Raw genomic sequence first — 25866 nt, 5'->3', positions numbered from 1 at the left:
CCATGTTCTTGATAATGCACATAATTGCTTGAAAAATAGAAAAGACTAAATCCGAATGATTAATTAACACTATTTTAGTTCTTAATAGAGAACATGTCAATAGAGAACGGGGAAAAGAATTCCAATTTTATTCCCCTTTTAAAAACTTTTTTCGGTATTATTCGCTATTAACATTTTTAGGATAAGTACCCAGGGTAATAAATTAAATTTAGCATAACTGGAAACACTAGGCTTTGGAGGTGTAAATATGTCTAAACCGTATGTATGTCCGAATTGTAAAACAAACCGTTCCCGATTTAATATTATTGAGCAGGTTGTGACGCCTGTTAAACTTGATGCACAGACTGGTGAAGTGATTGACGAATATACAGAGGGAGGGCTTGATCCATTCCACCGTGCCTATAACGGACCTGCAGTGAGAGTTCAGTGCGGATCCTGCGGCCTGGTGGAAGATGAACAGCGATTTATAAAACAAGCGGAATTGAATCAACAATAACAAGAGCCGCCCAAGGACAGATTCTTCTGCCCCCTGGGCGGCTCGTTTTTATCTAATTCACCTGATATTTTTCCCGTAAAAAATCTCATCCATTTCATTGCTGAGTTTTTCCGTAATCTCTACTTTTTCCTTATCAGACAGCTTGTCTTTACTTTGGCCGAACAAATAATTGTCCAGGTCAAAATCCTTCAGCTTACATTTCGTATGAAAAATATTTTCCTGATAAATGTTTACGTCGATCATGTCGTACTGCTTTTTTACCTCGCCTGGCAGATAATTCTGTATGGAATTAATATCATGATCGATAAACAGCTTCCGCCCGCTTTTATCCCTTGTAAAGCCACGGACACGGTAATCCATAGTCATAATATCTGTTTCGAAGGAATGGATCAAATAGTTCAATGCTTTCAGGGGAGAGATTTCTCCGCAAGTAGATACATCAATGTCAGCCCTGAATGTACTGATACCTTCCACCGGATGGTATTCCGGATAAGTGTGAACAGTTATATGGCTTTTATCAAGGGCCATCACTACGTTGTCCGGCAAAGGACCTGGTGATTCCTCGTAGTTTTCTTCCGGCACTTCAACAACTGGACCTTCAGAAACAAGTACTGTTACACTAGCCCCCTGAGGCACATAATCCTGCTTTGCTACATTTAAAACGTGTGCACCGATAATGTCGGCGACATTTTTCAGTATTTTTGTCAGGCGTTCTGCGTTGTACTGCTCATCAATATATTCAATATATTGCTCCCGTTCCTTACGGGTTTTCGTATAGCAGACATCGTACATATTAAAACTCAGCGATTTCGTTAAGTTGTTAAATTCATGGAGCTGAATTCGCTCTTCATGTGACAGCTTCATAGCTGGGTACCCTCCCCGGTTCAGAATATATTCTGTTATGTATCTTTAACATCTTTCCGATGGTAAAAACCCTGTTTAAATTACGTTACCCATTTTTTTGGTTAAAAAAACAGCGCCATAATCCTGCCAGAAAAATTAATTGAATTTTGCTGCAGCGATTTACATTTTGGAGAACATACATAAAAAGAAAAGCCCTGCAGGCTAATTACCCGCAGGGTTCTCTCAGTTCCTTAGTCTTTTGTTACGAGCCAGCCTTTGTATTCTGCCCGGCCGTCTTTCTCTACGTATGCAAACATCGCATATTGACCATTTGGCACTTCTTCTCCGTCAACATATCCGTCCCAGGAAAATTCATGGATTGGACCCGGAGCATCAGTAAATGGACCAAAAATGTTGATTTCGTCCCCTACTGCTCCGTTATTAAACTCAAATAAGTCGTACTCAATATAGTCAGCTCCATGAGGGATGATGGAACCAATATTATAGGTCCCGTCACCTGCATTTTCCAAATAGACACCTTCCAGAAGAGTCACAGGATAATCCGGTTCCCCGACAAAGAGGATAGTCGGTACGTTAATCGTATTCGTTCCGTCGCTGATCTTTATAGTCCCTTCATAATATCCCTCTTCTAATTTGGAAGTATCTACCTGGACATTAAATCTTACATTCTGTGATTTTCCTGGCTGCACGTTCAGGTTGTTGCTTGTCATTACTCTGATTCCGTCAGGGTTGCCATCAAATTCAACATCAAATGTGTAACGTTTTCTTTCATTTGAAAGGTTCTTAAGCTCGAAGCTCTGGCCTTCCACCTGTCGGCCGTTGTCTTTGACGAACTTGCCAAAAGAATGGCTGCCTGGTACTGCGAGAGTTTCCGCATTGATGGCATCAAGTACCCGGATACTTCCTGCTCCCTGGGTATTATGAGGGTATGGCTTGCCGGTTGCAGGGTCGATCACCGTTTCAGCAGTATTCATCAGTGCTGATTTAACGTTATCCACTCCCCAGTCAGGGTTAGCCTCCAAAATTAAAGCTGCAGCTCCTGCTACATGTGGTGCTGACATACTTGTTCCCTGGAATGCAGCGTAACCATGCGGGTTATCAGGATTATGAGTCGGGATGGTGCTTACAATGTTTACACCAGGTGCCCCAACATCAGGCTTAATCATCCAGTTATTCATTACCGGGCCGCGGGAAGAGAAGTCCGCCACTGTTTCTCCAACTTCATGAGAAAACTCAATATCGAAAGAAACCGTATTGTTTCCAGCTTCCAGTTCAGCTAACAACTGCTGACCGTCTGCCAAAGTTGTTTTAATAGTAGGTACAGCCATACCTGGAACGTCAGGATGTTCTCCTGCTACGTTGTTGTAGATAATTGCCCCTACTGCTCCTGCATGTTTCGCGTTCTCTGCTTTATCAACGAAAGCGAAATCACCGCGGGATATTAAAGCAATCTTACCTTCAACGTCTTTTCCTTCAAAATCTGAGACAGCTCCAAGACCAACATCAACAAACTCATATTCACCATCATTTAGCTCGAGAAGCTCTTCCTCACTTGGAAAGCCCATTACTTTGGCAGATGGATATTCCACACCTTCTGAAGTGAAAATTTCAGAAGAGAAGACATTATAAGGAAGTCGGTTCGCACCTACAGAGATTGCCTCACGGGAAGTTCCCGGCGATCCTACTGTCCAGTTATCCGGACCGCTGTTTCCGTTAGATGTTACAGCCACAACGCCCTCTGCCATTGCCCAGTCAAGCGCTATACTGGTCGCAAAGTCAGGGTCATTCTGTGAATTTCCTAAAGACAGGTTCATGATATCTGCCCCGTCCTGTACTGCTCTTTCAATACCAGCTACTACATTTTCAGTTGTACCGCTTCCTCCAGGACCGAGAACACGATAAGCCAATAAATTAGCATGAGGAGCCACTCCCATAATCTCGCCGTTAGCAGCAACAGTTCCTGCTACGTGAGTTCCATGGTTAGTGGATCCGCCACGCGGGTCGCCAGGAGGTGTTTCCTGAGGATCGTCATTATTATCTACAAAATCATACCCTTTGTAGTCACCAAAGGCATGAGCTAAATCAGGGTGCGTATAGTCAGTACCAGTGTCAATGACTGCTACTGTAATTCCTTCCCCTGTATAACCTGCGTCCCAGGCCAGGTCAGAACCGATAAAAGGAGCACTCTCCATCATTTCAGGGTTTACAGCGTCCCAGTCGAGCTCCATTGCATCCACTGTATATTCCACGTTTGGATAGACAGCCTTTACACCCGGTACAGTTAATAATTTTGGAATTTCATTTGCAGGAATTTCAACGGAAAAACCGGAGAATAAATAATCGTATTCGTGGTTAACTTCTGCGTTCTTCGTTTTGCTTTTGAGGTCGGAGATAACTTTTCCCCGTTCTGATTTGAGATTTGCAGCAGACTGCCTTTTTCCTTTATGCTTCGCTTCAATGATTGATTCTTCTTCTAATTCAACAATAACTGTCTCTGGTACACTGGAAGAAATATCAATTTCCCCAAATAATTCAGCTGTGTCCAATTCTCTGCTTGTTTCGTTTTTTCCCCCTGCAAAAACATTTACACTAAACGTGGACAAAATAAGCAGCGCAGCTAAAAACAACAAAATCCCCTTCATAAATCGCTTCTGCATCCCTTTACAACACCCCTCTTAATAGTTTTTTATGTACAAAGGCGACCATTTCCCCCCTTTCCTGCACCAATGTATTCAAAAAATTCCAACAATTAATAATATTACACGCCCTGTTCGGTTTCCCCTCCTGGACCAATTACCTAAATATTCGACTTGTTTTTTATAAAAAACTGGGTATTTGTTTGATAAACTCTATCAGGAGCTTAATATTACAGTTTTATCAGTTGAGGGTAGGCCATCAGTAGGGTATTTAGTCCCACTTTACCAGGGGTAATGTCGAGGTGTGTTGGTATGAACCGGCCTGATTATACTCATATTAAAAGCAGGACAATATAAAAGGGGGATTTGTGATGGATTTTCTTCCACGGGAAACGATAGTAAATGATTTGATGCACTCTTTCGAACCGCTGATGGAAAAATACAATTTAGAGGATATATCAGTGTTTGAAGAAGAAGGAGAAGGGGATCAATACCATATGGGCTATACTGTCCGTAAGGATGACAGAGTGTATATGATTCACCTCCCTTACAGAAAAAACGAAGATAATCAGCTTGCACCTGTAAAACGGGAATGGGTGATTGAATCGGACGCAGGAGATGAGCCGGAAGCTCATGGGTTAGAGAATCTGGATGATGTGTTTGAGAAAATAAATCGCGGCTTTGAGCATTAAGCGTATATAAAGGAAAAAAAGCCTCTTCAATGAGGCTTTTTTTCTTCACTGTCCTTTTTAACCGCTTCCTTAATATCCATCTCTTCCGCGAATTCTGTCTGCATTTCAAATTTCCCGAACAAAGGATTTGCCCCTTTTACTTTCACCACTTTTTTCATGATAAACTCGTGGTAAATGGCTTCGAAAAAAACGAGGGTTCCCCCTATGCCGGCAGCTAACAGAAGGCTTCTTATGCTCCCGTCCACAAAGCTTACAAGCAGAATTGCCAGGACAAAAGTATACATGACAAAGTCAGCGAGTGTCGCAATAAAGTTACCAAACTGCGGGAAGGCAATAACATCAGCAATATATGCAGGAATGGTTACTGCCAGGGCAATAAGTAATATCCAGGTTATCGGTATATCTGCGATAGAAAGGACCGTCAGTGCAACAAGTGATACATAACCAAGTTTTAATCCAAAAGCAATCAGATGTTTCAGCATAAGAACACTTCCCTTCCAGACCGAACGTTTATCTATTGTTAGTCTGTACAAAGGAAGGTTATATTATAAACCCCCGCAATATTTACCACCGGTATCTTTTGTTTTGGCAGCTTTTCTTTTTCCTTCTTCCAGTCCTTTCTGTACAAGCAGGTCCGTTTCTTTACCAGTTCTTTTCCCAAGTATTTCTTTCGGTTCACTATTAAATTTCATCTGCTGTTTTATACTCCCTCAAGTATTCGTTCTCCCCAGTTGCAAAAGAATCGTTTTGAAGACTGAATTCCTATGTTCCTGGGTGAGGAGTTTCCGTTTCCACTTCAGGAATTTCTTTTGTTTCAATTTCTATATTGCTTCTTTTCTGTTTTGTTTTTTGCCTGTCCATTATTCTTCCTCCTTTTTAGTCAAGATAGTGCTCAAATTGCTTTCCTCTTTGTGCCCTGTCTTATTTTTCGTTTATCCTCTGGAGCCAGGTCCCATTTTTGGCCGGTTATGGTTGCTGCGGCGGTATTCTTCCTCCACATCAGGAAGGCTTTCCGTTGGTGTCTGGTTATTTGTAATGCCCGCGTTTCGCTGCCCTTTTCGTTTCCTTGTCATTGTCTCGCCCCCTTAACACAATAAAAATAAAAGTGCTTCCATGTTATTTTGTGAGGACCGGCTGTTGTTGAATCAAGGAAATTAATGTTATACCCGAGAGCAGCAAAATACCGAACAGGCAACAATAAACCACTGTTAATTACGACATATTTAAACAATCGTTTAAAAACCAAGAACTCTTTCTGCCAACAGACAGCATATTTCTTCATTTTGATGAACTGAACATCCTGTTTTAATTTTCAAACCGAAAAATGATCGTCACTTTGTAACAAAACTAACAGTAAAAATTAACAGAAAAACACCTCAGGAGAGACAAGTTACTTAAAAATGGTCATACATTTTTACTATGACACTTTTTAAGGTGATGCAATTGCCCGAACTGTTAACGGTTTTCCTCATAAGTTTTATAAGTGACTTGGATAATATAATAATTTACGTAACGATTCTGAAACGCTATGCTTCGTCCTTTGCAGTTGTTTTATTCCTAGCTGTATTCATGGCCCTTAACAGAACCGTGTACGTTAGTGTAGTCCATTATGTATATGGAATTCCTGGATTTGAACTCGCAGTTGGTTTAATTCTTATAATCATTGCGTGGAAAATGGCTGTTGACCAGGTGGATTTAACCGGGAAACGAGCGCCGGCCCTTCTTAATATTTTGCTGTATGTTATTTTAATCGATCTTCTTCTGTCCATTGATGGTGTATTAATCGTTTCCCAGATTTCCGAAACACCGTTGGTTGTTTTTTTAGGGTTTGCCTGCAGTCTTTTTACACTGCTTGTTTTTTCCAGGGTTGTATTTGATATATTAAAGTACTTTCCCTTCTTTTATGTAATTGCTGCCTCATTTATTGGTTATGTAGCTATGGAAAATATCGTGAACGACCAGCTTATATTCACGCTGCTTCTGTCATTTGATCACAGCTTTCCTTCTGTGAACATTCTTCCTATGTTTTCCAAGATAACAGCACTTTTGATTATCTGTCTTGGCCTCCATGTTTCTTTGAAAAATAACCGGTTCTAGGAAATTTAGCATAGAAACAGGTAGCCTCCGTTTTCGGGTTCATTCTTAATATACAAAGGTACTTGACGTATGAATTGGCATACGTCATTATCATTATTATTCATCCAGGATCATGTTAGGTTTTCAGGCTAAGCAGTCGATTTAATAAATAGACGGAGGGATTCCGCTTAAATCGTAATTAATATCTAAAAACTCATAATTAGACGGAGAAATTCCGCTTATTAACCATAAAATTACGAAAATGGGCGGTTTTGCTTTATATAACCGGAAACCCTCCCCTTATATCACCCCGAAACAACCTCCACTTTACATATAAGCGGAAAACCTCCGCTTATTTAACTTTCGCCTCTTATCCGCGAATAAAAAAACTCGCCAATCACTATGGCGAGTTTTTAAATACGACTGTAAGAGAAGCACCTTAAGACGGAACCCTAAGCAGGAAGCTTCCTGTTTTCTATAATTTATATAAGTCCGGCCTTCTGTCAGTGAAAACAGGAATTTTCTCCCTGACTTTATCAACTTCGTCAAGATCAAGGTCCGCATAAAGAATTGTTTCGTCCTCTTCTGCTTCAGCAACAATATCGCCCCAAGGGTTAATAACGATGGAATGGCCGCCAAATTCATTATTAGGGTCGGAACCAATCCGATTACAAGCTACTACATAGCACTGATTCTCAATCGCCCTGCTTATGAGGAGGGTTCTCCAGTGATTTGTCCGTGGTTTCGGCCACTCGGCGACCACATAAAGCACTTTCGTATCGTCAAGCATATGAGTTCGGATCCACTCCGGGAAACGGATGTCATAGCAGATCACCCCGGCACTCTTTGTGCCGTCAAGTTCAAACAAGCCATCCTTATTCCCCTCAGCTAAATACTTTTCTTCCTCCATCAGCCGGAAAAGATGGGCTTTACTGTATTCTTTCACAAGCTCTCCGCTCCTGTTGAAAACGAACATCGTATTTGTCACTCCGGCCGATGTTTCTTTCGGGACAGAGCCTGCAACAATATTGATTTTATACTCTCTCGCCAGCTCAGCGATAAAGTCCGTGGATTTTTTGCCGCCTTTATCGGCAAGCTCATCAAGTCGCGTTAAAGCATAGCCTGTTGGCCAAAGTTCAGGCAGTACTACAACATCTGCGTGTTCTTTCGCCGCTTTTATAATGTTTTTCTTCACTGTTTCATAATTTTTATCCAGGTCGCCAAAAGCAATATCCATTTGTACTATTGCAGTTCTTGTATGCACTTTTTCTTCCTCCCCTTATGTTCCGGATGGTTCGTTTTGTACAAAGTATGACATCCGCCTTCCCTTCCGTCAACAATTCCAAACTTTTTAAATTTTACAACCATTGCTCTGTTTTTGTTATAGTAGGTGTAAGGAATATACATACCGTCAGAAAATTACTGGAGTGTGATAGTCATGAAATCGTTCGAGCAATCCGAAATGCTGGCAAGACTGCCGGAACAATTTTTTGCAAAGCTCGTTAAAAAAGTGCAGCATGCCAAAAAGAAAGGATATGACATCATTAACCTCGGGCAGGGAAACCCGGACCTTCCTACGCCGGAATATATAGTTCACTCGCTGCGGTCAGCTGCAGAGAATCCTCTTCACCATAAATATTCTCCTTTCAGAGGCGTACCCGAGCTGAAAGAAGCAGTTTGTAAGTTTTATAAACGTGATTACGATGTAGACTTAGACCCCGAAAAAGAAGTAGCCGTGTTGTTTGGCGCTAAGGCTGGGCTAGTGGAACTAAGCCAGTGCCTGTTAAACCCGGGGGACACCGCCCTCCTCCCTGACCCAGGCTATCCAGATTATATGTCAGGCATTGTGATGGCCGATGCAAAACCTGTTTTTATGCCTCTTGTGGAAAAAAATAATTACCTGCCTGATTACAACGAAATCTCACAGAAAGATCTGAAGCAGGCAAAATTAATATTTTTAAATTACCCAAATAATCCTACCGCCGCCACAGCAACAAAAGAATTTTTTGAAGAAACAGTCGAGATTGGCGAAAAACATAATATTTGTGTAGTTCATGATTTTGCCTATGGCGCAATCGGTTTTGATAACAAAAAACCAATAAGCTTTCTGCAGGTCCCGGGGGCAAAGGAGACTGGAATTGAAATCTATACCATGTCAAAAACATATAATATGGCTGGCTGGCGGGTGGCATTCGCCGTTGGAAATCCTTCAGTGATCGAAGCACTTAACCTTATTCAGGACCACATGTATGTCAGCCTTTTCGGAGCTGTCCAGGAAGCAGCTGCAGATGCTCTGCTTGGAAGCCAGGAACCGGTTCAGGAACTTTTGGAGATTTATGAACGTCGGCGGAATATCTTTGTTGAAGGCATGCAGAAAATCGGCTGTGATATTAAATTTCCAAAAGGATCCTTCTTTGCCTGGATGCCAGTAGCTGAAGGTTACACTTCTGAAGAATTCGCAGACATGCTCATTGAAAAAGCTCATGTAGCGACTGCACCAGGCAACGGATTTGGTGAACACGGCGAAGGATATGTCCGCATCGGACTTCTGACTACCGAAGAAAGAATCCAGGAAGCAGTCGAGAGAATTGGAAAATTAAATTTGTATTAATATAGAAGGAAAAGGAACGCAAGCCTGGGCTTGCGTTCCTTTTTAAGATGATGTTTTCTTAAAATGGGCATGCTGGACGCTCCAGCGTTATCTTTCTCAATAATTTTTTTTCCAGAAAGGTAAAATAGCTCTTTAGATTCTCTTATAAACAGACTTAATTCATTTCAGGTAAGTTGCAAGTGCATCTTGCATACTTTGAGTGACATAATTACTCGAGCTCAAGTAGTGCAAGAGCGTCTTGCATCCCTTGAGTCACAGAATTGCTCCAGCTCAAGCAGTGTAAGAGCATTCAGGTTCTTCTTCTCCTAAATCCCACTCAACTTAATATGAATGTCTTCCAAAACCTGCTTACAAGTCATCAAATCCATTATCATCTGAAACTTTCGTATACTGGCGGGATTTTTGCTCAAAAAAGTCTGTCTTCCCGCTGTTTACATCCTCGTACACTTTTATCCAGCGCATTGGGTTCTGGCGGTATCCTTCAAAGGGGCGCTCCACACCAAGCTGGTTCACACGCTTATTCGCAATAAATTTGATATATGCTTCAAGATCCTCCATGTTAATCCCGCTGATCTCATCGCCAATAATATGCCTTGCCCAGTTAATTTCAAGCTCCGCCCCACGTACAAACGTTTCCTGAACAAATCTGTGATTCTCCGCCGTATTTAATTCAGGGTTTTCATTTAACAGCTCTTTAAATATATTTGAAAACAAATATACATGCTGCTGCTCATCACGGTTAATATAATTTATCATTGTTGAGGTGGACACCATCTTCTGGTTTCTCGCCAGATTATAGAAGTAACTAAACCCGGAATAGAAATTCAGCCCTTCGAGAATAACATCGTAAACAATGGACTCCAGAAACGTCTGAGGTGTCGGGTCAGCTACAAAACGCTCATAACCTTCTGCGATAAAATCATTACGTTCCCTCAATACTTTATCGTGCTTCCAGTATTCAAAAATCTCGTCCTGCTTCTGCTTCGTTGTCAGACTCGAGAGAACATAAGAATAGCTCTGGTTATGAACCACTTCCTGGAAGGAAAGTACTGTCATCAGTGCGGACAGGCTTGAATCCGTTAAATACCTGGCCACATGCATCGAATAATCTGTCTGGATGCTGTCAAGAAAAGCGAGGAGTCCGATAATTTTATCAAAGGCTTCCCTTTCCTTCGTCTCAAGCGTTTCGTATTGTCTTATATCGTTAGCCATATTAATTTCAAAAGGAGTCCAGAAATTTGCAAGCATATTTTTATAGAGCGGGTATGCCCAGGAAAATCTCACATCGTCCCAGTTCAGAACGTTCGAGCTTTCCCCGTTTATAATCCCGGTAGATGCATTAGGCGCAGCTGTATCATATAGTTTTCTTTGTTTTAACGTCATATCAATTCCCCCTCAATTTTTGTGAAACTTAATCAGCTTGCACAGCTATCGCAATCTTCAATTTCACTGGATGTGGACCGGACATAATAAGTTGTTTTCAGCCCGTTTTTCCACGCGCTCATATGCAGTTCCAGGAGTTCCTTCGCTTTGATTGTGTTTTTAACATACAGATTGAAAGAAATTCCCTGATCGATATGCTTCTGCCTTGCACCGTTTTGCTTAACGCTCCACAACTGGTCTGTTTCATGTGCTGACTTATAAAACCAGGTTGTTTTCGGTGAGATATCTGGAGCTGTCACCGGGATTCGGAAATTCTTTTTCTCCTCTGCATACTCTTTACGATAGATCGGATCAATGGAAGCTGTTGTGCCGGCGATTATTGCAGTGGAGGAATTCGGTGCAACAGCCATTAAATAACCGTTCCGCAACCCGTTTTTTCTCACTTCACCTGCAAGTTCCGTCCAATTCACAGTTTCATAGTTTCTTAACCTGAAATATTCTCCTGATTCCCAATCTGATCCTTCAAACTTTGCATAACAGCCCTTCTCTTTTGCCAGCTCCATGCTTGCCTGAATCGTTAAAAAAGCAATTTTTTCATACAGCTCATCAGCAAACTGTACCGCTTCCTCCGACTCCCAGCGAATTCCTTTCAAAGCGAGCAGATGGTGCCAGCCGTATGTGCCGAGTCCGATTGCCCTGTATTTCCGGTTCGTCTGTTTAGCCTGAAGCACTTCAATATCGTTAATATCAATTACATTATCGAGCATTCTAACCTGGATAGGAATGAGCCGCTCTAGGACATCATCTGTTACAGCGGAAGACAGATTTACTGAGCTTAAATTGCAGACAACATAATCCCCCGCCTCTTTAGTAATAATGATTTTTCCGTCTGCCGTCTTTTCTTCCATCACTGTCGTCGGGCTCATATTCTGCATAATTTCAGTACAAAGATTCGAGCCGTAGATCATTCCGCAGTGCTGGTTCGGATTCATCCGGTTCGCTTCGTCACGGTAAAACATGTACGGTGTACCCGTTTCTAACTGGGAAATCATAATCCGTTTCATAATTTCAATTGCCGGAACTGTTTTTCTGCTTAACTCCGGCTCATTCACACATTCTTCGTATTTCTGGCGAAAGCTTCCGCCGCCTTTTTTCTCATCAAAAAAATCTTCCAGAGAATAACCCATCGTCTGCCTCACTTCATGAGGGTCAAACAAGTGCCAGTCTCCCCGCTCTTCCACCTTCTCCATGAACAGATCCGGGAGGGATACTCCGGTAAAAATATCATGGGTCCGCTTCCGCTCGTCGCCGTTATTAAGTTTGGCGTCAAGAAAAGAGAAAATATCTTTATGCCAGACATCCAGATAAACAGCGATAGCACCTTGTCTCTGGCCAAGCTGATCCACGCTTACCGCTGTATTGTTCAGCTGTTTCATCCATGGAAGCACACCTGAGGAAGTACCTTTATGGCCTTTAATAGAAGAACCCTGGGAACGGATTTTTCCTAAATAAATCCCAATTCCGCCCCCGTTTTTGCTTAAAGTAGCCGCATCTGTCGTGCTGTCAAAAATACCACGGAGACTATCATCCATCGTATCGATGAAGCAGCTGGACAGCTGCCCATGTGTCTTTCCTGCGTTTGCCAGTGTTGGGGTTGCCACTGTCATATATAAATTCGATAACGCCCAATAGGCTTCTTTAATATATTCAAGCCGTTTCTCCTCAGGTTCGTCCTGCATAAGTGTCATCGCAATGATCATGAACCTTTCCTGCGGGAGCTCCAGTTTATTGCCGTCAAAGTCTTTTGTGACATAGCGGTCGATTAAAGTATGAAGTCCGAGATAAGTAAATGCTTTGTCTTTTTCAGGGTCAAGCAGTCCTGCCAGCTCCTCTCTTTCCTTCACAGAATATTTATTAATGAGGAACGGGTGATACAGCCCCTTCGCTACAAGATGTTCAACCGATTGGGGAAATGCTTCATATACATTCTCAGATGCAGCGTTTCTTCTGCTCCCAATTTCTTCATAAAATTTAGCGAGCCTCAGCCGGGCAGCAACATACGTCCAGTCCGGTTCGTCCATCGTAATCCTCTCAAGTGCAGCGAGCAGCTGATCATCCGTACTTTTTTCTTCCGGCCAGCCATTCCAGTTTAAGCTGGAAAACTCCTGTCTTATTTCAATTAAATTATTTGTTTGTACCGCCATTTAGCTCTCTCCTTTTTAAAAATGATGATCCTGCCAGGGACGAGGTTATGAAAACAAAAAAACTCTTCCATAAAGGAAGAGTCAGAGAGAACGGCAAACATAAAAATAGAACAGAAACCTGAGAATAATAAAATATGTTAAATCATAGATGTATGTATAGGTTTCCAGCGCCTGCCGCCTCATGAACTCATTCCCCGAAGCCATGAAACTATTCGAAAAACAGGCAGGTCTCCTGGCTTATGCTTCTTTCTACTCTGAGCCTTCCCATACAGCGGCCTTGCAGCCACTCTGTACAGTGGATTTCTCATTTCGTCAGCATTTACAGTTGCGGGGACAGCTCCGGCTTTTCACCGGATTCCCTTTTAAGCTCTGATTTAAGCACCTGTTTTTCTGCAAAATATCAATATATTGTGTTGTCAGTTATTTCTGCAACAGTATTTTGTGTATTGAGTATATCGAATAATGTCATAATATGCAATCATAAAAACCTGTATTCTATAAAAATCTTATATTAACAATTACACTACTGGGTCTTTGGACCTTCTATCTGTTCCCCGAAACGTCCTTGCCGGAGGTATAGGTAATACAGCCTGAACAAGCATTTAACGAAAACAAAATTAATTAGATGGATAGGTCTAATGTCTGTGTAAAGTAACGTACTGCATCCGATCGTGATATATTACCTAAAAATAATAAAATCGCAATTCATCCTGACTATCACGCGGGTCTTATTCACTACAGTCGAGGGGCCTCTCTGACAGCCGGGCCTAAATACTCAATCGTCTTAACCAGAGTAGATTATCCGTTTCAAGTCCGTAACTCTGCCTGCCCCCCTATATGTTTCCAAGCTGAAAAAAGCTCATCACCCGATGAGCTTCTGTAATGCACAGTGATTTATTTCGTATTATCTTTTTTTAGCCGCTTCGTTTCCTTGGCTTAAAACTTCGCCGGCATGTTTATCATCTGGTGATTTTCCCAGGGGATTTACACTTCTCGTGCCAGGTATGGCCGGATCATTGCTTCTGTGCCCTCGCTGTTTTCCCATTATACTGCCCCCCTCTCTTCATCTGCCCTCTTACAACAGCATATTAATCGTCATCCTGCTCTATAGAAGCAGATGCTCCCTCAGTTCCTGCATCTCTTTTAAAACCTTTATCGAGACGCCCCGCATTTTCAATGTCTCCTGACATTTCATAGCCTTCAATCTCTGTGTTTCCCGTTGTTCCGTAAAGGCCCATGCCTCCTAACGTTGCATTAGCTTTTTGTTTAATATCACCTTTCTTGTTTTTCTCTTCATTACCCATTCAGAACACCTCACTCATTGATTTTTCCCTGAAAGTGCTCGTTACTTTTCATCTCCGAAAGCACATCCTGGATTTCCTCCATAAACTCATTAAACTGAGCGCCTTTTTCTGCTTTTGTGAAGTTAACCTGGTCAACAGAGTTAAGCAGGGCAATCACAGCCTTCAGCTTTAAATCATCATGATACTCCACCTCTGATTCGCCGCTGATTTCCCCGTGCACAACAAGCTTTTCCTCCTCATCTTCCAGGTGAAAAACACATCTTTGCACCTCTTCCTCCTTCATATGTACACCCCTTTATTTGCTGTTTTCACTTAAGACAAAGGCTTTGTTTAAAATAACAGCTCGAATATTTCAGTAAGTTCCCCTGCCCGCTTGTCGTCCTGGGTTTCTCTCGCATATTCAAGTTCCTTTTGAAGCACTGTATTCAGTAGATTAATTTCTTCCACATCAAGGTCTCTTACAAAGGCAAGTTCGTCCTCATAATGGTTATGAAGAAGCTTCTTATAAAGAGCGATGCATGGAGGGCTCGTCTCCAGGTAATTTGACAAAGATTCCCGTAAATAGCCAAGTGTCTCATCCATTTGCTTTCACCTGCTTCTTAAAAATTTGTTAAAGTCTAATGTTGATTTTTACACTGTTGATTGTAGCGAAAGGAGGCGAGACGCCTTCGGGAATAGCATTAGCTGAAGATCCCCTCGGAAGCCTTTTGGCTTCTGAGGTAGCTGAAGCAATGCCCGAGGCAAGCGAGCGTCCTGTAGTGAAAATCAACAATTAAGTTTAACAGAGCTTAAAAAATAAATTACTCATGGCAATTAACAGTATTAGGATGCAATTTAAAGTGAAAAACATACAGGAATTAAAGGATAATATAGCGAAAAAATAGTTATACTCTTTTTTTTACAGTTGTGGTTTAATATAATAGTTAGCCGATAAGATTAAGGGGGTTTTAAAATTGAAAAGAAAGAAAACATTATTTACAGCAGCGATTCTTGCAAGCAGCCTTATTTTCACAGCATGTGCTAGCGAACCAGATGAAAATGGAGGCAATGATAATCAAAGCCCTGACAACAATGCAGAAAATTCAGGTGAGTCCGCAAGCGGAGATCTGAGAATCGGTATTGTGTCCGACCCAGTTTCACTGGATCCGCATGGAGCAAATGAAAATGTGTCCAATAGTATTAATAATACGATTTATGATGGTTTAGTTTATCAGGACGAAAACATGGAAATTCAACCAGCCCTGGCAGAAAGCCTGGAGCAAATCGAGGATACAGTTTGGGAAGCAAAAATCCGTGAAGGGGTTACTTTCCATGATGGTTCTGAGCTTAACGCTGAAGTCGTTAAAATGAGCCTGGACCGTGTAAGGGACGAAGAGGTGGCATCTCCAGTCGGATTCCTGTTTGGCATGATTACGGATGTTTCTGTTGTGGATGATTTCACGGTGCACATTGAAACTGAATTTCCTTTCGCACCGCTCCCGGCACACCTGGCTCACACCGGGGGAAGCATTATCAGCCCGGAACTTGTAGAAGCATCTTATGAAGCAATGGAAAACGGGGACAACCCTTTTTCCGCAGCAAATGACAGTCCTTCAGGAACTGGTTATTTTCAATTTGACGAGCATGTGTCCGGAGAATATGTAAGGCTTGTTAAAAATGAAGATTACTGGGCAGAAGAGGAAGCCGGTGTTAACTCCGTTACATTTAATGTTATTCCGGAAGATTTAACCAGGATCGGTGAGCTTGAAACAGGCGGTATCCATATAACATATCCTGTTAACCCAAGTGATGTTGACAGAGTAGAAAATGCTGACGGTACTTCCATCCAGCAAGTAAGCAGTTCCCGAATGGAATATTTAGGGTTCAATACGGAAGTAGAGCCGTTTGATGATCCTCGTGTCCGCCAGGCTTTGCATATGGCAATTAATAAAGAAGATATGGTAGACGGGGTGCTGAATGATCTCGGTACAGTAGCACACGGTCCGCTCGCACCAGACGTATTAGGTTACAGTGAAGATATCGATTACATTGAACATAATCTTGAAGCAGCGAGGGAACTTCTTGCGGAAGCAGGATATCCTGATGGTTTCGAAACGACCATTCTTACGGATGATGAACGCCAGCGCCAGGATATTGCTCAGCTTATCCAGCACCAGCTGTCCGAAATCGGTGTGGAAGTGGACATTGACATGACAGAGTTCGGTACTTACCTGGAGCGTGCGCAGCAAGGGGAAACAGAAATGTTCCTCGGAAGCTGGGGCACAGTAACAATGGATGGAGACTACGGCCTTTATGCTGTTTTCCATTCTGACAACAAAGGGGTACCAGGAAACAGGTCTTTCATTGAAAATGAGAGAATCGATGAACTCCTTGACCAGGCACGCCAGGAAACAGACCAGGATATTCGTTTAGACCTTTATGAAGAAGTTCAAAATGAGCTTGCAGAGGAATCTCCATACGCTTATCTCTTCTTCCCGGATCTGAATGCAGGTGTCAGGGATGAAGTTGAAGGCTTCTGGCAGTATCCAAGCGGTTTTTATTTCCTTCGTGATGTAACACTTAACGACTAATTTATAAAGAGGGCTCCCTTATTCTGAAGGGGCCCTCTTTTACTGTTCGCACACTTATTTAACTTATCAAATGTCAAAGTTTAATTGCTTCCACTCTTCACACTTCCTGATCCATCGTTCCGCCATCAAAGGGCAAGAGGCAAAATGAAAATGAGTATATCCTGCCATAAGATTCCCGTCCTGATATCCTTCCCGCTTCACATTTTCCGTTCCTGTTGTTTTCCATGCAGCGATATATTCCCCGTCAGTATGAAAAACAGAATAGTGAAATTCATGGCCTCTTGCAGTTGTGTCTCCTGGCAGCAAATAGTTTCCATATGCACCCGTAAGCTCCCGATACCCGATTGCAGCAAGTGACTCCTGCATTTTTACAACGCCGGGTATTGCTCCGGCCATCTTGTATTCAGAACCATCGGTGGCAATAATCTTTTCACACAAAAACATAAAACCACCGCACTCTGCCAGCACCGGCAGTCCTTTTTCCACTGAAATAAGAATCGATTTTTTAACTTCCTTCTGTTCTTCAAGTTCTTTTGCAAATACTTCCGGAAAACCGCCGCCTATATACAGCCCATGGACATCTTCTGGAAGAAGCTCCCTCTTTAATGGAGAAAAGAAAACTAATTCAGCTCCACAGGACTCGAGAATTTCAAAGTTTTCCTCGTAATAGAAACTGAATGCTTCATCTTTTGCCACAGCGATCCGTACACTTGCCTTCTTTTCAGGCGAAAAATAAGGTTTGTCTGAAATGTCCGGATACTCTGATACTGACAGTTCCAAGAGCAAATCCAGGTTTACTGTTTCAGAAAAAGACTCACCTAGCCCCGTAAAGAAATCGTCCAGATCCCCTCTTTCTATTGAAGGCACCAGCCCAAGATGCCTTTCCGGCAGTTCAATATCTTGGTTATAAGGTAAATACCCGATCACAGGTACACCGCATTCTTTTTCAACTGCTTCTTTTATTATCTTGTAATGCCCTTCTCCTCCGACACGGTTCGCAATGACACCGGCGATAGTAATTTCATCGGTAAAGTTCTGAAAGCCCTGCACGATTGCAGCGGCGCTTCTTGCCATGCTGTAGCAATCGACGACAAGAATAACCTTTGTGTTTGTAATTCTGCTTATTTCAGCGGTACTCCCTTCGTTAGTTAAAGGGCCTTTCCCGTCAAAGAGGCCCATCACTCCTTCAATGACAGATATATCTGCCTTGCTGCTGCCTTTTATATAAACATCCTTCAGAGTCTCTTCACTGAGAAGCCAGCTGTCAAGGTTTCGGGATACTCTGCCGGTTACAGCTGTATGATAGGAAGGATCAATGAAGTCAGGACCGCATTTAAAGCCCTGAACTTCATATCCTTTTTGACTGAGCGCCGCCATCAGCCCTAAAGTAACCGTTGTTTTTCCCGTCCCGCTTCCTGTACCTGCAATAATAATTCGCTTATCTGGCAAGAAAACACCCTCCTGCTATTGGTCTATTCGACTATACTAGTCATTTTTTTAAACGATCGTTTAAACTTCTTCAATAAGTCCTAATCTTTTCGATATTTCTATGAATTTTTCTGCAAAAACCGGGTTATACATGCCTGTTTCTTTTTTGACAAGCTCCAGTACTTCTGTGAGATTTTGTTCTCCATCCATCCAGTACTGGATAAAAGTATCGTAGCCTTGTTCAGGGTTAGTCTCTTTTACTGTCTGATACCAAGTTAATTTTTCATCAACTGGAAGTCTGTCCAGCTCAAAAAGTAAAGAATACGGTCCTTCGTATACCCTTTTGAACACTTTACTTCCAAAATATTCCGGAAGCCTGCCCACAGAAGCCATACCATCATTCTTTCCGCCATATAACTTCGCCTTGTCCCCTGCCCAGTCTTCGATGGCATCAAACTGCTTGGCCAGCTGAACAAGCGCTTCCGCTGTCTTATCCTCGAGACGGGAAAATCCCCTCGCGTGAGCATACAGTAAATAAGAACTCAGTGCTTTATCCTCGTAATCAGTATAAAAATCCAGAGTATCCTGCCAATCTTCAGCCAAATGAACCTTCTGGAAAAACCAGTTTACATTTTTAACCAAATCGGTGTATCTCGAAGCAATATCATCGAGGAGAATGGAAATCCATTCGTCTTCCGTTCCGTTTGCCAGCCCATACGCATACAGTGCCGTGGTCAACCCTGTTTTTTTCATCATTCCCGGGTCTAGCCCGTGTGTCGTATCAGCTGTTGTATGGTAGTTTTTATCCGGCCACTGAATGAGCATCGGGCATGGAATACCGATGGAAGGATCGGAAATAACATAATGATCGCTGCCCCCGGAGAACCTCGTCTTCACAAAATTGACTGTGCTGTAAGAGGCCGTACCTGTAAAATTGCTCGTATCCACACTGACAGACTCAAATAATTTATAAGCGAACCGGTCTGTGAACGTAGGAGTGGCCATCGGCGGCTGTTCAATACATAATGGCCCTCCCCCTTTTTGCTGGTCTGCCCCGACCATGTCCAGGTTTAATGCAGCCACGGTCAGTGGTATGCGTTCCGGGTGCTGGTCAAAGTATGCATATGTTCCAGTCATTTCCGGCATCATCAGAAAGCGGATACTTAAGTCAGGTTCCGGCAGCCTTCCGGAAGAAATGAGTTCATTCAATGCGCGCATAGTTTCCATCAATGTCCCGGGTCCGGAAGCATTATCCTGGCCGCCGGGATACGGGTGACAAAGGTGGCTTACAAGGAGGATTTCTTCCTTTTTCTTACCAGGTATGTAATATTCAATATTCTCAAAATTACCGTCATATAGTTCGGCATTCACTTTTGCAAAAAGCCTTACTGTTTCTTTTTCAGCTTTTTTTCTTAGTATTTCTCCTGTACGCGGCGAAACAGCAAAGCCGAATGATTTTTTCTCGTCACCGTGCCACCAGTAGGAAGTGTATTGAATAGCATCTGGCATATCAAGCCTGGTTCTGATCGGCGGATATTCATTCAGGTTGTCAAAAATAAGCCCCGCTGCTCCATGCTTTTCTACAGCAAGATCATGAACAAGGAACTGGTTTCCTCTTACAAGAGCGATTTTCCCTTTAATATCTATATCTTTATAGCTTTCAGGGTCTTCGGCATTTTCCACAACTGCAAGTTCACCATATACTCCCTCTGGCGGTGTGGAGACGCTTCGCTGTATGATGGAGATTTCTTCTTCATTATATCTGGCAATTCTTTGCCTGTTTTCTCCTTCAATCCAAAGCTCACCGTGGTTGCAGTGCCATTCCTGAAAACTCCGGTGTGCTAAAAAACGCTCCCCTTTTTTAGCCGGGTAACTAATAATTTCCGCTTCCACGCCGTCACGTTTCAGCATACTGGCAGCTGTATGAGCAGCTTCCCGATAGCCGGTGGAAGCCTGTATCCGATGAAATTGGGCTATTCTTTCCGCATATCTGTATGCCTGTTTTCCTGAGAATTCTTCTTCCAGTCGTTTTCTCCATTCGTTAAACATGAGGAGCCCCCTTTTTACTATCGAAACTATTTATATTTTAACAATATTCTATCAGACTTGCACAAAGTTAGTTGGAAATTAGTCAGGGGAGGGGGAATGAAAGTTTATCGCGGGATGCCTGAACTCAGGGGAAATTATAGAGTTCGGGGACGCTGGAAGCTCCCGCATGCCCGAACTAACCGAAAGAGAACACCAAAGCCCCAGCCACCTCCATATAAGCTAACGTAAAAATTCCAGAACTTCACTTTTCTTGTTCTTGATTACTTGCTTAGAGAGCTCAACAAGCTCCTCAATACTTTCCATTTCATCAAACGGGACTTCTTTTCCAAGATCGGCGTTCAGCCGTAAATAATTTTTACCCATCAGCTTTTCACATTGTTCGGAAACTGCTTCGGACGACAAGTGCATTGCAAGGTCCAGCAGTTTTGGTGTAATTCTTCTGGACTGGAGATGAAAAGGAAGCCACTCTTTAATTCCCCAGGATTTCTTAGAATTTATTTCAAAATTTATTTTCTGCTCTCCTGTTCCTATGGAAAGGATTCTCACCTGATCCATCGGTTCTTTAAAGTAGTGGACAGCTTCTGTAAGGCATACGAGTGAAGGATTATTGGCCCATAACCCTCCATCTGCCGTTAAATATTTATTTTGTACATTATTTGGCGGAAAATAAACTGGCGCTGAACAGGAAGAAAGGACGGCGTCCCAAACTTTTACCGACAAATCTTCCTGCACATCCTTCCGGTAATTTGACCGGTACACATAGGGGGAGCCTTCACTAATGTTCACAGAAGGAATGAGTAATGGTTTCTTTATTTCAGAGAGGCTTACTTCTCCAAATTGCTCCCTGAAGTACTTTCGCATTTCTTTATCATTATATACGGTTTTAAACAGTCCAATTTTAGCCTGCGGAGTAAAAATCACTTTCCCATGCGTTTTATATTTTTCTTTTACTTCATTTAAGCCTTTATTTAAAACTACTGAAGCCGCGATAATGGAACCTGTACTGGTGCCTGCAATCATATCAAACATTTCATTTACTGGTTTTCCGCATTCTTGTTCTATCTCCTGAAGAATTGCAGCGGAAAAAATACCACGAATCCCTCCGCCGTCCAGACATAAAATGCGCATAGCAAATTCCTCCAAAAATGCAGTTTTTTAGTATGTACCCCGAGAACATTTCATTTAAAGGTATTTCTGGCAGATTTTACTTCCTTGCCTTTTTTACAAGTGAATGAATTTTATATATAGACTTTCCATAAAAAAGATGAACATTACTTTTCGATTGCAGCGTAAGAGGGCGACTCTGGCGGGAAAAGCATCAAAAGCTGAAAATCCATATTTGACGGCATTCAGTCGTCAAAAATTAGTTGAAGCCGTGCCCGCAGAACGCGTCCGTCTGAAGCGAAAATCGACCAACAGAGTAACATTATAAGATAATGTTCGTATTAATGATGAAAATCTTGAATTATGAAATTGATTCATGTAAACATATTCATTTTTTCGAGTAAATTTTTCTCAAAATTAACCGTTCAAAAAAGGACCAGGGCAGAATCCCCTTCAGGAAGGTCGCTGTCCTGATCCCTTTTCCTGTTTGGTATCGTAGTTTTGGTTTGGCGGTCCGGCAGATTTTCAAAATTAATTCTGCCACTTCTCCAGGCTCAGCTGCTCCTTCAGCAGAGTTACCGGCTGCCTTATGCAGATTCCGGATAAGTGTGGAATACTCATTTTCTTCCTCAGTATTCACACCTCCCATCCCTTTTTCCCATATTTTAGTTTTATAGGATCCTGCTTCAATTATGCTGACACTAATATTGAAATTCAGCAGCTCAAGTCTGAGGGATTCACTGAAGCCTTCCAATGCAAATTTTGATGCTGCATAAGGGCCTAAGCCAGGGAAACCGAATCTCCCGCTGATGCTCCCAATGTTTATAATCTTCCCTTTCCCGTTTTTTCTCATTAACGGGAGAAAGGCCTTCGTGACAGCGACTGCACCGAACAAATTTGTGTTAAACTGACCTTTCCAGTCGGCAGTGTCCAGGTGCTCAGTCACTCCTCCAAGTGAATAACCGGCATTATTAATTAATACATCCAGTTTCCCATATTTATCCTGAACATATTTTTGTATGGCTGTAATTTCTGACTGTTCTGTAACATCCATTTTAACGATATCAATGTTTTTCTCTATACGTAAACGTGCTGCTTCATCCTCAAGTCTCTGTTTTTTCTCAGTATTTCTCATAGCAGCAACCACAGTATACCCATTTTCAGCAAGCTTAAGAGCAGTATGAAAACCGAGCCCTGTACTTGTTCCCGTTATTAGTGCGATTTTTTTATCCATTTTATAAACTCCTAACACATTCTATGTAATCGAAAGATAAATGCGGCTGCTTCATTAAAAACTCTTTTTCATCTTATTATAATCCAAATTAATTAAATGAGCGGGACAGGTTCCTGTTTTTCTGCTAAAAGCCTTAATTCTTACAACAATAACTGATTTTCAGAATAGGATAAAATACAGAGGGTGTGGTGATATGGCTAACCAGCAGGAAATAATTAAAGCACTGGAAAAAGTCAGGAGTATCAAAAGGAGTTTAGCAATAATTACGGCGATCCTGCTCCTTACCGGCCAGATAACAATCATTGGCGTCTTTGTAACACCAAGGGGTTTTCGCGCGTCTTTAGGCGGCCCGATCACCGGACAGCAAAGGCTTGTGAGTAAAACGGGAAATCCACTAGTAAACCTCACTATAGATCTTATTGATATATTCATCGCCAAGTTTCTGATTACCGGGCAGTTTTCTGTTACAGGTGTGGTACTTAACCCTGCCGGACTTTCAATAAATGTAGGTGGTCCTCTCCTTGGCCTGCCGCATTTACGGCCGACTCTGCCAGGACTGGAGGATCCTCATGACAATATATATAAATTATTATGCGAGCATTTAAATTTGAATCCTAAGCTGATTGAAAATCATATAAGGGAGTGATTGTAATTGGCCTTAACTGAGATGTTTCCGGCAGTACGAACGACCAGGACCGCTTCATTTATAATCGGGATCAGTCTTATTTTGTTCATTTATTTCTTCACGACGTTTGGCGATGATGAGGACCCTGAACAGGAATAAGATAACGGAAAAACCGTACCTGATGCTCTGCCAGGAACGGTTTTTTCTCTTAGTATGCTTTAGCCCAGTAGACCATTTTTTCAGCTTCTTTCCCGCAGCAAACACATTCTTCAGAGATCTTCTCTCCTTCTTTTGGGATACAGCGGGAAGTTACTCCGGTTTCCTCTTTAATTTTTTCTTCACACGCAGTCTCGCCGCACCACATGGCTTTGACGAATCCTGACTTTTGATCAAACGTTTGTTTAAATTCCTCATAGTTTGTCGCGGTGTATGTTTTTTCTTGCTGCTTTTCTTTTGCTTTATTAAACAAGTTTTGCTGGATTTCCTCTAACAAGTCGGATATTCTCGTTTCCAGCTGATCCTGCGGGACAAATTCTTTTTCTCCGGTATCTCGCCGAACAAGTACTGCCTGCCCCTTTTCAATATCTTTAGGACCCACTTCAAGTCTCAGAGGAACACCCTTCATCTCATATTCATTGAATTTCCAGCCAGGTTTTTTGTCGCTGGCATCTATACCTGTTCTGAACTTAGCTGAGAGCTTTTCATTCAGCTCATACGCATGGTCAAGAACCCCTTCTTTATGCTGGGCAATCGGAAGAATCATCAGTTCAGTCGGAGCCACTTTTGGCGGAATGATGAGTCCCCGGTCGTCTCCATGCACCATAATCATCGCGCCAATAACCCTTGTTGTAAAACCCCACGATGTCTGATGTACATACTGCAGTTTGCCGTCTTTATCTGTGTACTGAATTCCGAAGGCTTTTGCAAAACCGTCGCCGAAATGATGGGAAGTCGCTGTCTGCAATGCTTTACCGTCATGCATCAGGCTCTCGATCGTATATGTGAGCTTTGCTCCGGCGAATTTTTCTTTTTCTGTTTTCTGGCCTTTGATTACAGGAATAGCAAGATATTTCTCTGCTATTTCCGCATAAACATCCAGCATTTTTTCCGTTTCTTCTAATGCTTCCTCGTCTGTTGCGTGGCAAGTATGCCCTTCCTGCCATAAAAACTCCAGTGTTCTCAGGAACGGACGTGTCGTTTTTTCCCATCGAACAACATTGGACCACTGATTATACAGCTTTGGCAGGTCTCTGAATGAATGGATAATATTTTTATAATGCTCGCAGAAAAGCACTTCAGAAGTAGGTCTGACACAAAGGCGTTCGGTAAGTTCCTCTGAACCGCCGTGTGTCACCCAAGCTACCTCAGGGGCGAACCCTTCAATATGGTCTTTTTCTTTTTCGAGCAGACTCTCCGGTATAAAAAGCGGCATATATACATTTTCATGCCCAGTTTCCTTAATTCTTCTGTCAAGGGCACCTTTAATATTTTCCCACAATGCATATCCGTAGGGCCGGATAATCATGGAACCCCTCACGCTGGAATAGTCTACCAGATCCGCTTTGGTGACAACGTCCGTGTACCACTGGGCGAAATCTTCGTCCATGGAAGTAATATCTTTAACAAACTCTTTTGCCATAATAAGCACCTCTTTTATATTTTTTGTTGATGCCGTTTGATCCGGCCTGGTCAGTTACATCAGGATGGGCTTTCTGGACAAATTCTGTGATTTTGACAAGGATTGTCCTGCAATTTTGCTTTGCTGGACAAATCTCAGCCATAAAACAAAGATTTGTCCAGATTAGGTGATAAAATTTTCAGTATATTCCATTATTAGGATATTGCCTGGACAAATTCTGTTTGTTTTACTTAAATTTGTCCTGCAATGACATTTTGCTGGACAAATCTCACTCCCAGACGGCTAATTTGTCCAGATTAATCGCTTTGCTGGACAAATCTCAGCCATAAAACAATTATTTGTCCAGATTAGGTGATAAATTTTTCAATATATTCCATTATTAGGATATTACCTGGACAAATTCCTGTCTGTTTTACTTAAATTTGTCCTGCAATGACATTTTGCTGGACAAATCTCACTCCCAGACGGCTAATTTGTCCAGATTAATCGCTTTGCTGGACAAATCTCAGCCATAAAACAATTATTTGTCCAGATTAGGTGATAAATTTTTCAATATATTCCATTATTAGGATATTACCTGGACAAATTCCTGTCTGTTTTACTTAAATTTGTCCTGCAATGACATTTTGCTGGACAAATCTCACTCCCAGACGGCTAATTTGTCCAGATTAATCGCTTTGCTGGACAAATCTCAGCCATAACTCAAATATTTGTCCAGATTCAGCACCGAAATTTCTATTACTAATAACCAGAGCCAAATTTTAAACAAAAAAGCCCTGCTCTGAATAAAGGGACCATTGATTGGCGGTACCACCCTTATTTACAAAGCAAGGCTTTATACTCTCTATTTGATAACGGATTGACTCATCCGCTGTGCTATAATGCACAGAACTCAGAGGCAGGTTCGAACAGCTGTTACAGAAACCTCTCACCAAATGGTCCCCTCTCTGA

The 25866-nt window shown here is 42.1% G+C and carries 26 protein-coding genes, 1 riboswitch and 1 other annotated feature (1 of these 28 cut by a window edge); of the genes, 9 read left to right on the top strand and 17 right to left on the bottom strand.

Annotation, left to right across the window (positions count from 1 at the left end; translation table 11 throughout):
- The first annotated feature begins 247 nt into the window (after positions 1-247).
- Entirely contained in the window at positions 248-496 is a 249-nt protein-coding gene (locus BK582_RS15295) for a DNA alkylation repair protein (protein ID WP_078595869.1), read from the top strand.
- A 57-nt stretch (positions 497-553) separates the two neighbouring features.
- On the opposite strand, the gene speD is transcribed toward BK582_RS15295, so the two are convergent.
- Complete coding sequence (speD, locus tag BK582_RS15290; protein WP_078595868.1) at positions 554-1360, bottom strand: adenosylmethionine decarboxylase; 807 nt, start codon at positions 1358-1360, stop codon at positions 554-556.
- A 230-nt stretch (positions 1361-1590) separates the two neighbouring features.
- Positions 1591-4017: a S8 family serine peptidase gene (locus BK582_RS15285; protein WP_078595867.1), complete on the bottom strand. Its 2427-nt coding sequence runs from the start codon at positions 4015-4017 to the stop codon at positions 1591-1593.
- 350 nt (positions 4018-4367) lie between these two features.
- On the opposite strand from BK582_RS15285, the gene BK582_RS15280 reads away from it, so the two are divergent.
- Positions 4368-4688, top strand: coding sequence for a DUF5634 family protein (locus tag BK582_RS15280; RefSeq protein WP_244895397.1), 321 nt, complete (start codon positions 4368-4370; stop codon positions 4686-4688).
- 26 nt (positions 4689-4714) lie between these two features.
- Here BK582_RS15280 and BK582_RS15275 read toward each other — a convergent pair whose 3' ends face one another.
- From BK582_RS15275 to BK582_RS27095, 3 genes are all read right to left on the bottom strand, one after another.
- Positions 4715-5170 (bottom strand): DUF2512 family protein, encoded by a 456-nt coding sequence (locus BK582_RS15275; RefSeq protein ID WP_078595865.1) that lies wholly within the window; start codon positions 5168-5170, stop codon positions 4715-4717.
- Positions 5171-5233: 63 nt separating this feature from the next.
- Entirely contained in the window at positions 5234-5380 is a 147-nt protein-coding gene (locus BK582_RS27100; protein WP_167553141.1) for a hypothetical protein, read from the bottom strand.
- Between the two features lie 240 nt (positions 5381-5620).
- Positions 5621-5761, bottom strand: coding sequence for a hypothetical protein (locus BK582_RS27095; RefSeq protein WP_169911046.1), 141 nt, complete (start codon positions 5759-5761; stop codon positions 5621-5623).
- Positions 5762-6107: 346 nt separating this feature from the next.
- Here BK582_RS27095 and BK582_RS15265 point away from each other — a divergent pair, with 346 nt between their 5' ends.
- A complete protein-coding gene (locus tag BK582_RS15265; protein ID WP_078595863.1) occupies positions 6108-6785 on the top strand; it encodes a TerC family protein in 678 nt (225 codons plus the stop codon).
- A 454-nt stretch (positions 6786-7239) separates the two neighbouring features.
- On the opposite strand, the gene BK582_RS15260 is transcribed toward BK582_RS15265, so the two are convergent.
- Entirely contained in the window at positions 7240-8028 is a 789-nt protein-coding gene (locus tag BK582_RS15260) for a carbon-nitrogen family hydrolase (protein WP_139368258.1), read from the bottom strand.
- Positions 8029-8202: 174 nt separating this feature from the next.
- Between BK582_RS15260 and BK582_RS15255 the strand changes: the two genes are divergently transcribed.
- Entirely contained in the window at positions 8203-9375 is a 1173-nt protein-coding gene (locus BK582_RS15255; RefSeq protein WP_078595862.1) for a pyridoxal phosphate-dependent aminotransferase, read from the top strand.
- A 348-nt stretch (positions 9376-9723) separates the two neighbouring features.
- On the opposite strand, the gene BK582_RS15250 is transcribed toward BK582_RS15255, so the two are convergent.
- From BK582_RS15250 to BK582_RS15230, 6 genes are all read right to left on the bottom strand, one after another.
- Positions 9724-10758 (bottom strand): ribonucleotide-diphosphate reductase subunit beta, encoded by a 1035-nt coding sequence (locus BK582_RS15250; protein WP_078595861.1) that lies wholly within the window; start codon positions 10756-10758, stop codon positions 9724-9726.
- Positions 10759-10790: 32 nt separating this feature from the next.
- Positions 10791-12962, bottom strand: a complete 2172-nt coding sequence (locus tag BK582_RS15245; protein ID WP_078595860.1) for a ribonucleoside-diphosphate reductase subunit alpha — start codon at positions 12960-12962, stop codon at positions 10791-10793.
- A 205-nt stretch (positions 12963-13167) separates the two neighbouring features.
- Positions 13168-13363, bottom strand: a riboswitch (cobalamin riboswitch).
- A gap of 503 nt (positions 13364-13866) precedes the next feature.
- Positions 13867-14007 (bottom strand): hypothetical protein, encoded by a 141-nt coding sequence (locus tag BK582_RS27090; RefSeq protein ID WP_169911042.1) that lies wholly within the window; start codon positions 14005-14007, stop codon positions 13867-13869.
- Between the two features lie 43 nt (positions 14008-14050).
- Complete coding sequence (locus BK582_RS15240) at positions 14051-14266, bottom strand: hypothetical protein (RefSeq protein ID WP_078595859.1); 216 nt, start codon at positions 14264-14266, stop codon at positions 14051-14053.
- A gap of 10 nt (positions 14267-14276) precedes the next feature.
- On the bottom strand, positions 14277-14549 hold the full coding sequence (locus BK582_RS15235; RefSeq protein ID WP_078595858.1) for a hypothetical protein: 273 nt from the start codon (positions 14547-14549) through the stop codon (positions 14277-14279).
- Between the two features lie 47 nt (positions 14550-14596).
- Positions 14597-14848, bottom strand: a complete 252-nt coding sequence (locus BK582_RS15230) for a sporulation protein (protein WP_078595857.1) — start codon at positions 14846-14848, stop codon at positions 14597-14599.
- Between the two features lie 56 nt (positions 14849-14904).
- Between BK582_RS15230 and BK582_RS27085 the strand changes: the two genes are divergently transcribed.
- Together BK582_RS27085 and BK582_RS15225 are read left to right on the top strand one after the other, a co-directional pair.
- On the top strand, positions 14905-15042 hold the full coding sequence (locus BK582_RS27085) for a hypothetical protein (RefSeq protein WP_169911040.1): 138 nt from the start codon (positions 14905-14907) through the stop codon (positions 15040-15042).
- Between the two features lie 177 nt (positions 15043-15219).
- Positions 15220-16836, top strand: coding sequence for a glutathione ABC transporter substrate-binding protein (locus BK582_RS15225; protein WP_078595856.1), 1617 nt, complete (start codon positions 15220-15222; stop codon positions 16834-16836).
- A 66-nt stretch (positions 16837-16902) separates the two neighbouring features.
- On the opposite strand, the gene BK582_RS15220 is transcribed toward BK582_RS15225, so the two are convergent.
- From BK582_RS15220 to BK582_RS15210, 3 genes are all read right to left on the bottom strand, one after another.
- Positions 16903-18285 carry a cobyrinic acid a,c-diamide synthase CobB gene (locus tag BK582_RS15220; RefSeq protein ID WP_078595855.1) on the bottom strand — a complete coding sequence of 461 codons (1383 nt, stop codon included), beginning with the start codon at positions 18283-18285 and terminating at the stop codon, positions 16903-16905.
- Between the two features lie 60 nt (positions 18286-18345).
- Entirely contained in the window at positions 18346-20313 is a 1968-nt protein-coding gene (locus BK582_RS15215; RefSeq protein ID WP_078595854.1) for a DUF4910 domain-containing protein, read from the bottom strand.
- Positions 20314-20532: 219 nt separating this feature from the next.
- Entirely contained in the window at positions 20533-21441 is a 909-nt protein-coding gene (locus BK582_RS15210; RefSeq protein ID WP_078595853.1) for a CBASS cGAMP-activated phospholipase, read from the bottom strand.
- A gap of 154 nt (positions 21442-21595) precedes the next feature.
- Between BK582_RS15210 and BK582_RS27670 the strand changes: the two genes are divergently transcribed.
- A complete protein-coding gene (locus tag BK582_RS27670; protein WP_218190732.1) occupies positions 21596-21745 on the top strand; it encodes a hypothetical protein in 150 nt (49 codons plus the stop codon).
- Between the two features lie 60 nt (positions 21746-21805).
- On the opposite strand, the gene BK582_RS15205 is transcribed toward BK582_RS27670, so the two are convergent.
- Positions 21806-22651, bottom strand: coding sequence for an SDR family oxidoreductase (locus BK582_RS15205; protein ID WP_078595852.1), 846 nt, complete (start codon positions 22649-22651; stop codon positions 21806-21808).
- A 193-nt stretch (positions 22652-22844) separates the two neighbouring features.
- Between BK582_RS15205 and BK582_RS15200 the strand changes: the two genes are divergently transcribed.
- Together BK582_RS15200 and BK582_RS28100 are read left to right on the top strand one after the other, a co-directional pair.
- Positions 22845-23297 carry a hypothetical protein gene (locus BK582_RS15200; protein ID WP_078595851.1) on the top strand — a complete coding sequence of 151 codons (453 nt, stop codon included), beginning with the start codon at positions 22845-22847 and terminating at the stop codon, positions 23295-23297.
- A 6-nt stretch (positions 23298-23303) separates the two neighbouring features.
- A complete protein-coding gene (locus tag BK582_RS28100) occupies positions 23304-23435 on the top strand; it encodes a hypothetical protein (protein ID WP_276328210.1) in 132 nt (43 codons plus the stop codon).
- A gap of 49 nt (positions 23436-23484) precedes the next feature.
- Here BK582_RS28100 and proS read toward each other — a convergent pair whose 3' ends face one another.
- On the bottom strand, positions 23485-24915 hold the full coding sequence (gene proS, locus BK582_RS15195) for a proline--tRNA ligase (RefSeq protein ID WP_078595850.1): 1431 nt from the start codon (positions 24913-24915) through the stop codon (positions 23485-23487).
- Between the two features lie 786 nt (positions 24916-25701).
- Positions 25702-25866: a binding site (T-box leader), on the bottom strand; it runs 42 nt beyond the window's last position.

The sequence above is a fragment of the Evansella clarkii genome, assembly GCF_002019695.1.
Taxonomy (GTDB): domain Bacteria; phylum Bacillota; class Bacilli; order Bacillales; family Salisediminibacteriaceae; genus Evansella; species Evansella clarkii.
Note: the sequence above shows the minus strand (reverse complement) of the source record. Positions and strands in the feature narration are given on the sequence as shown.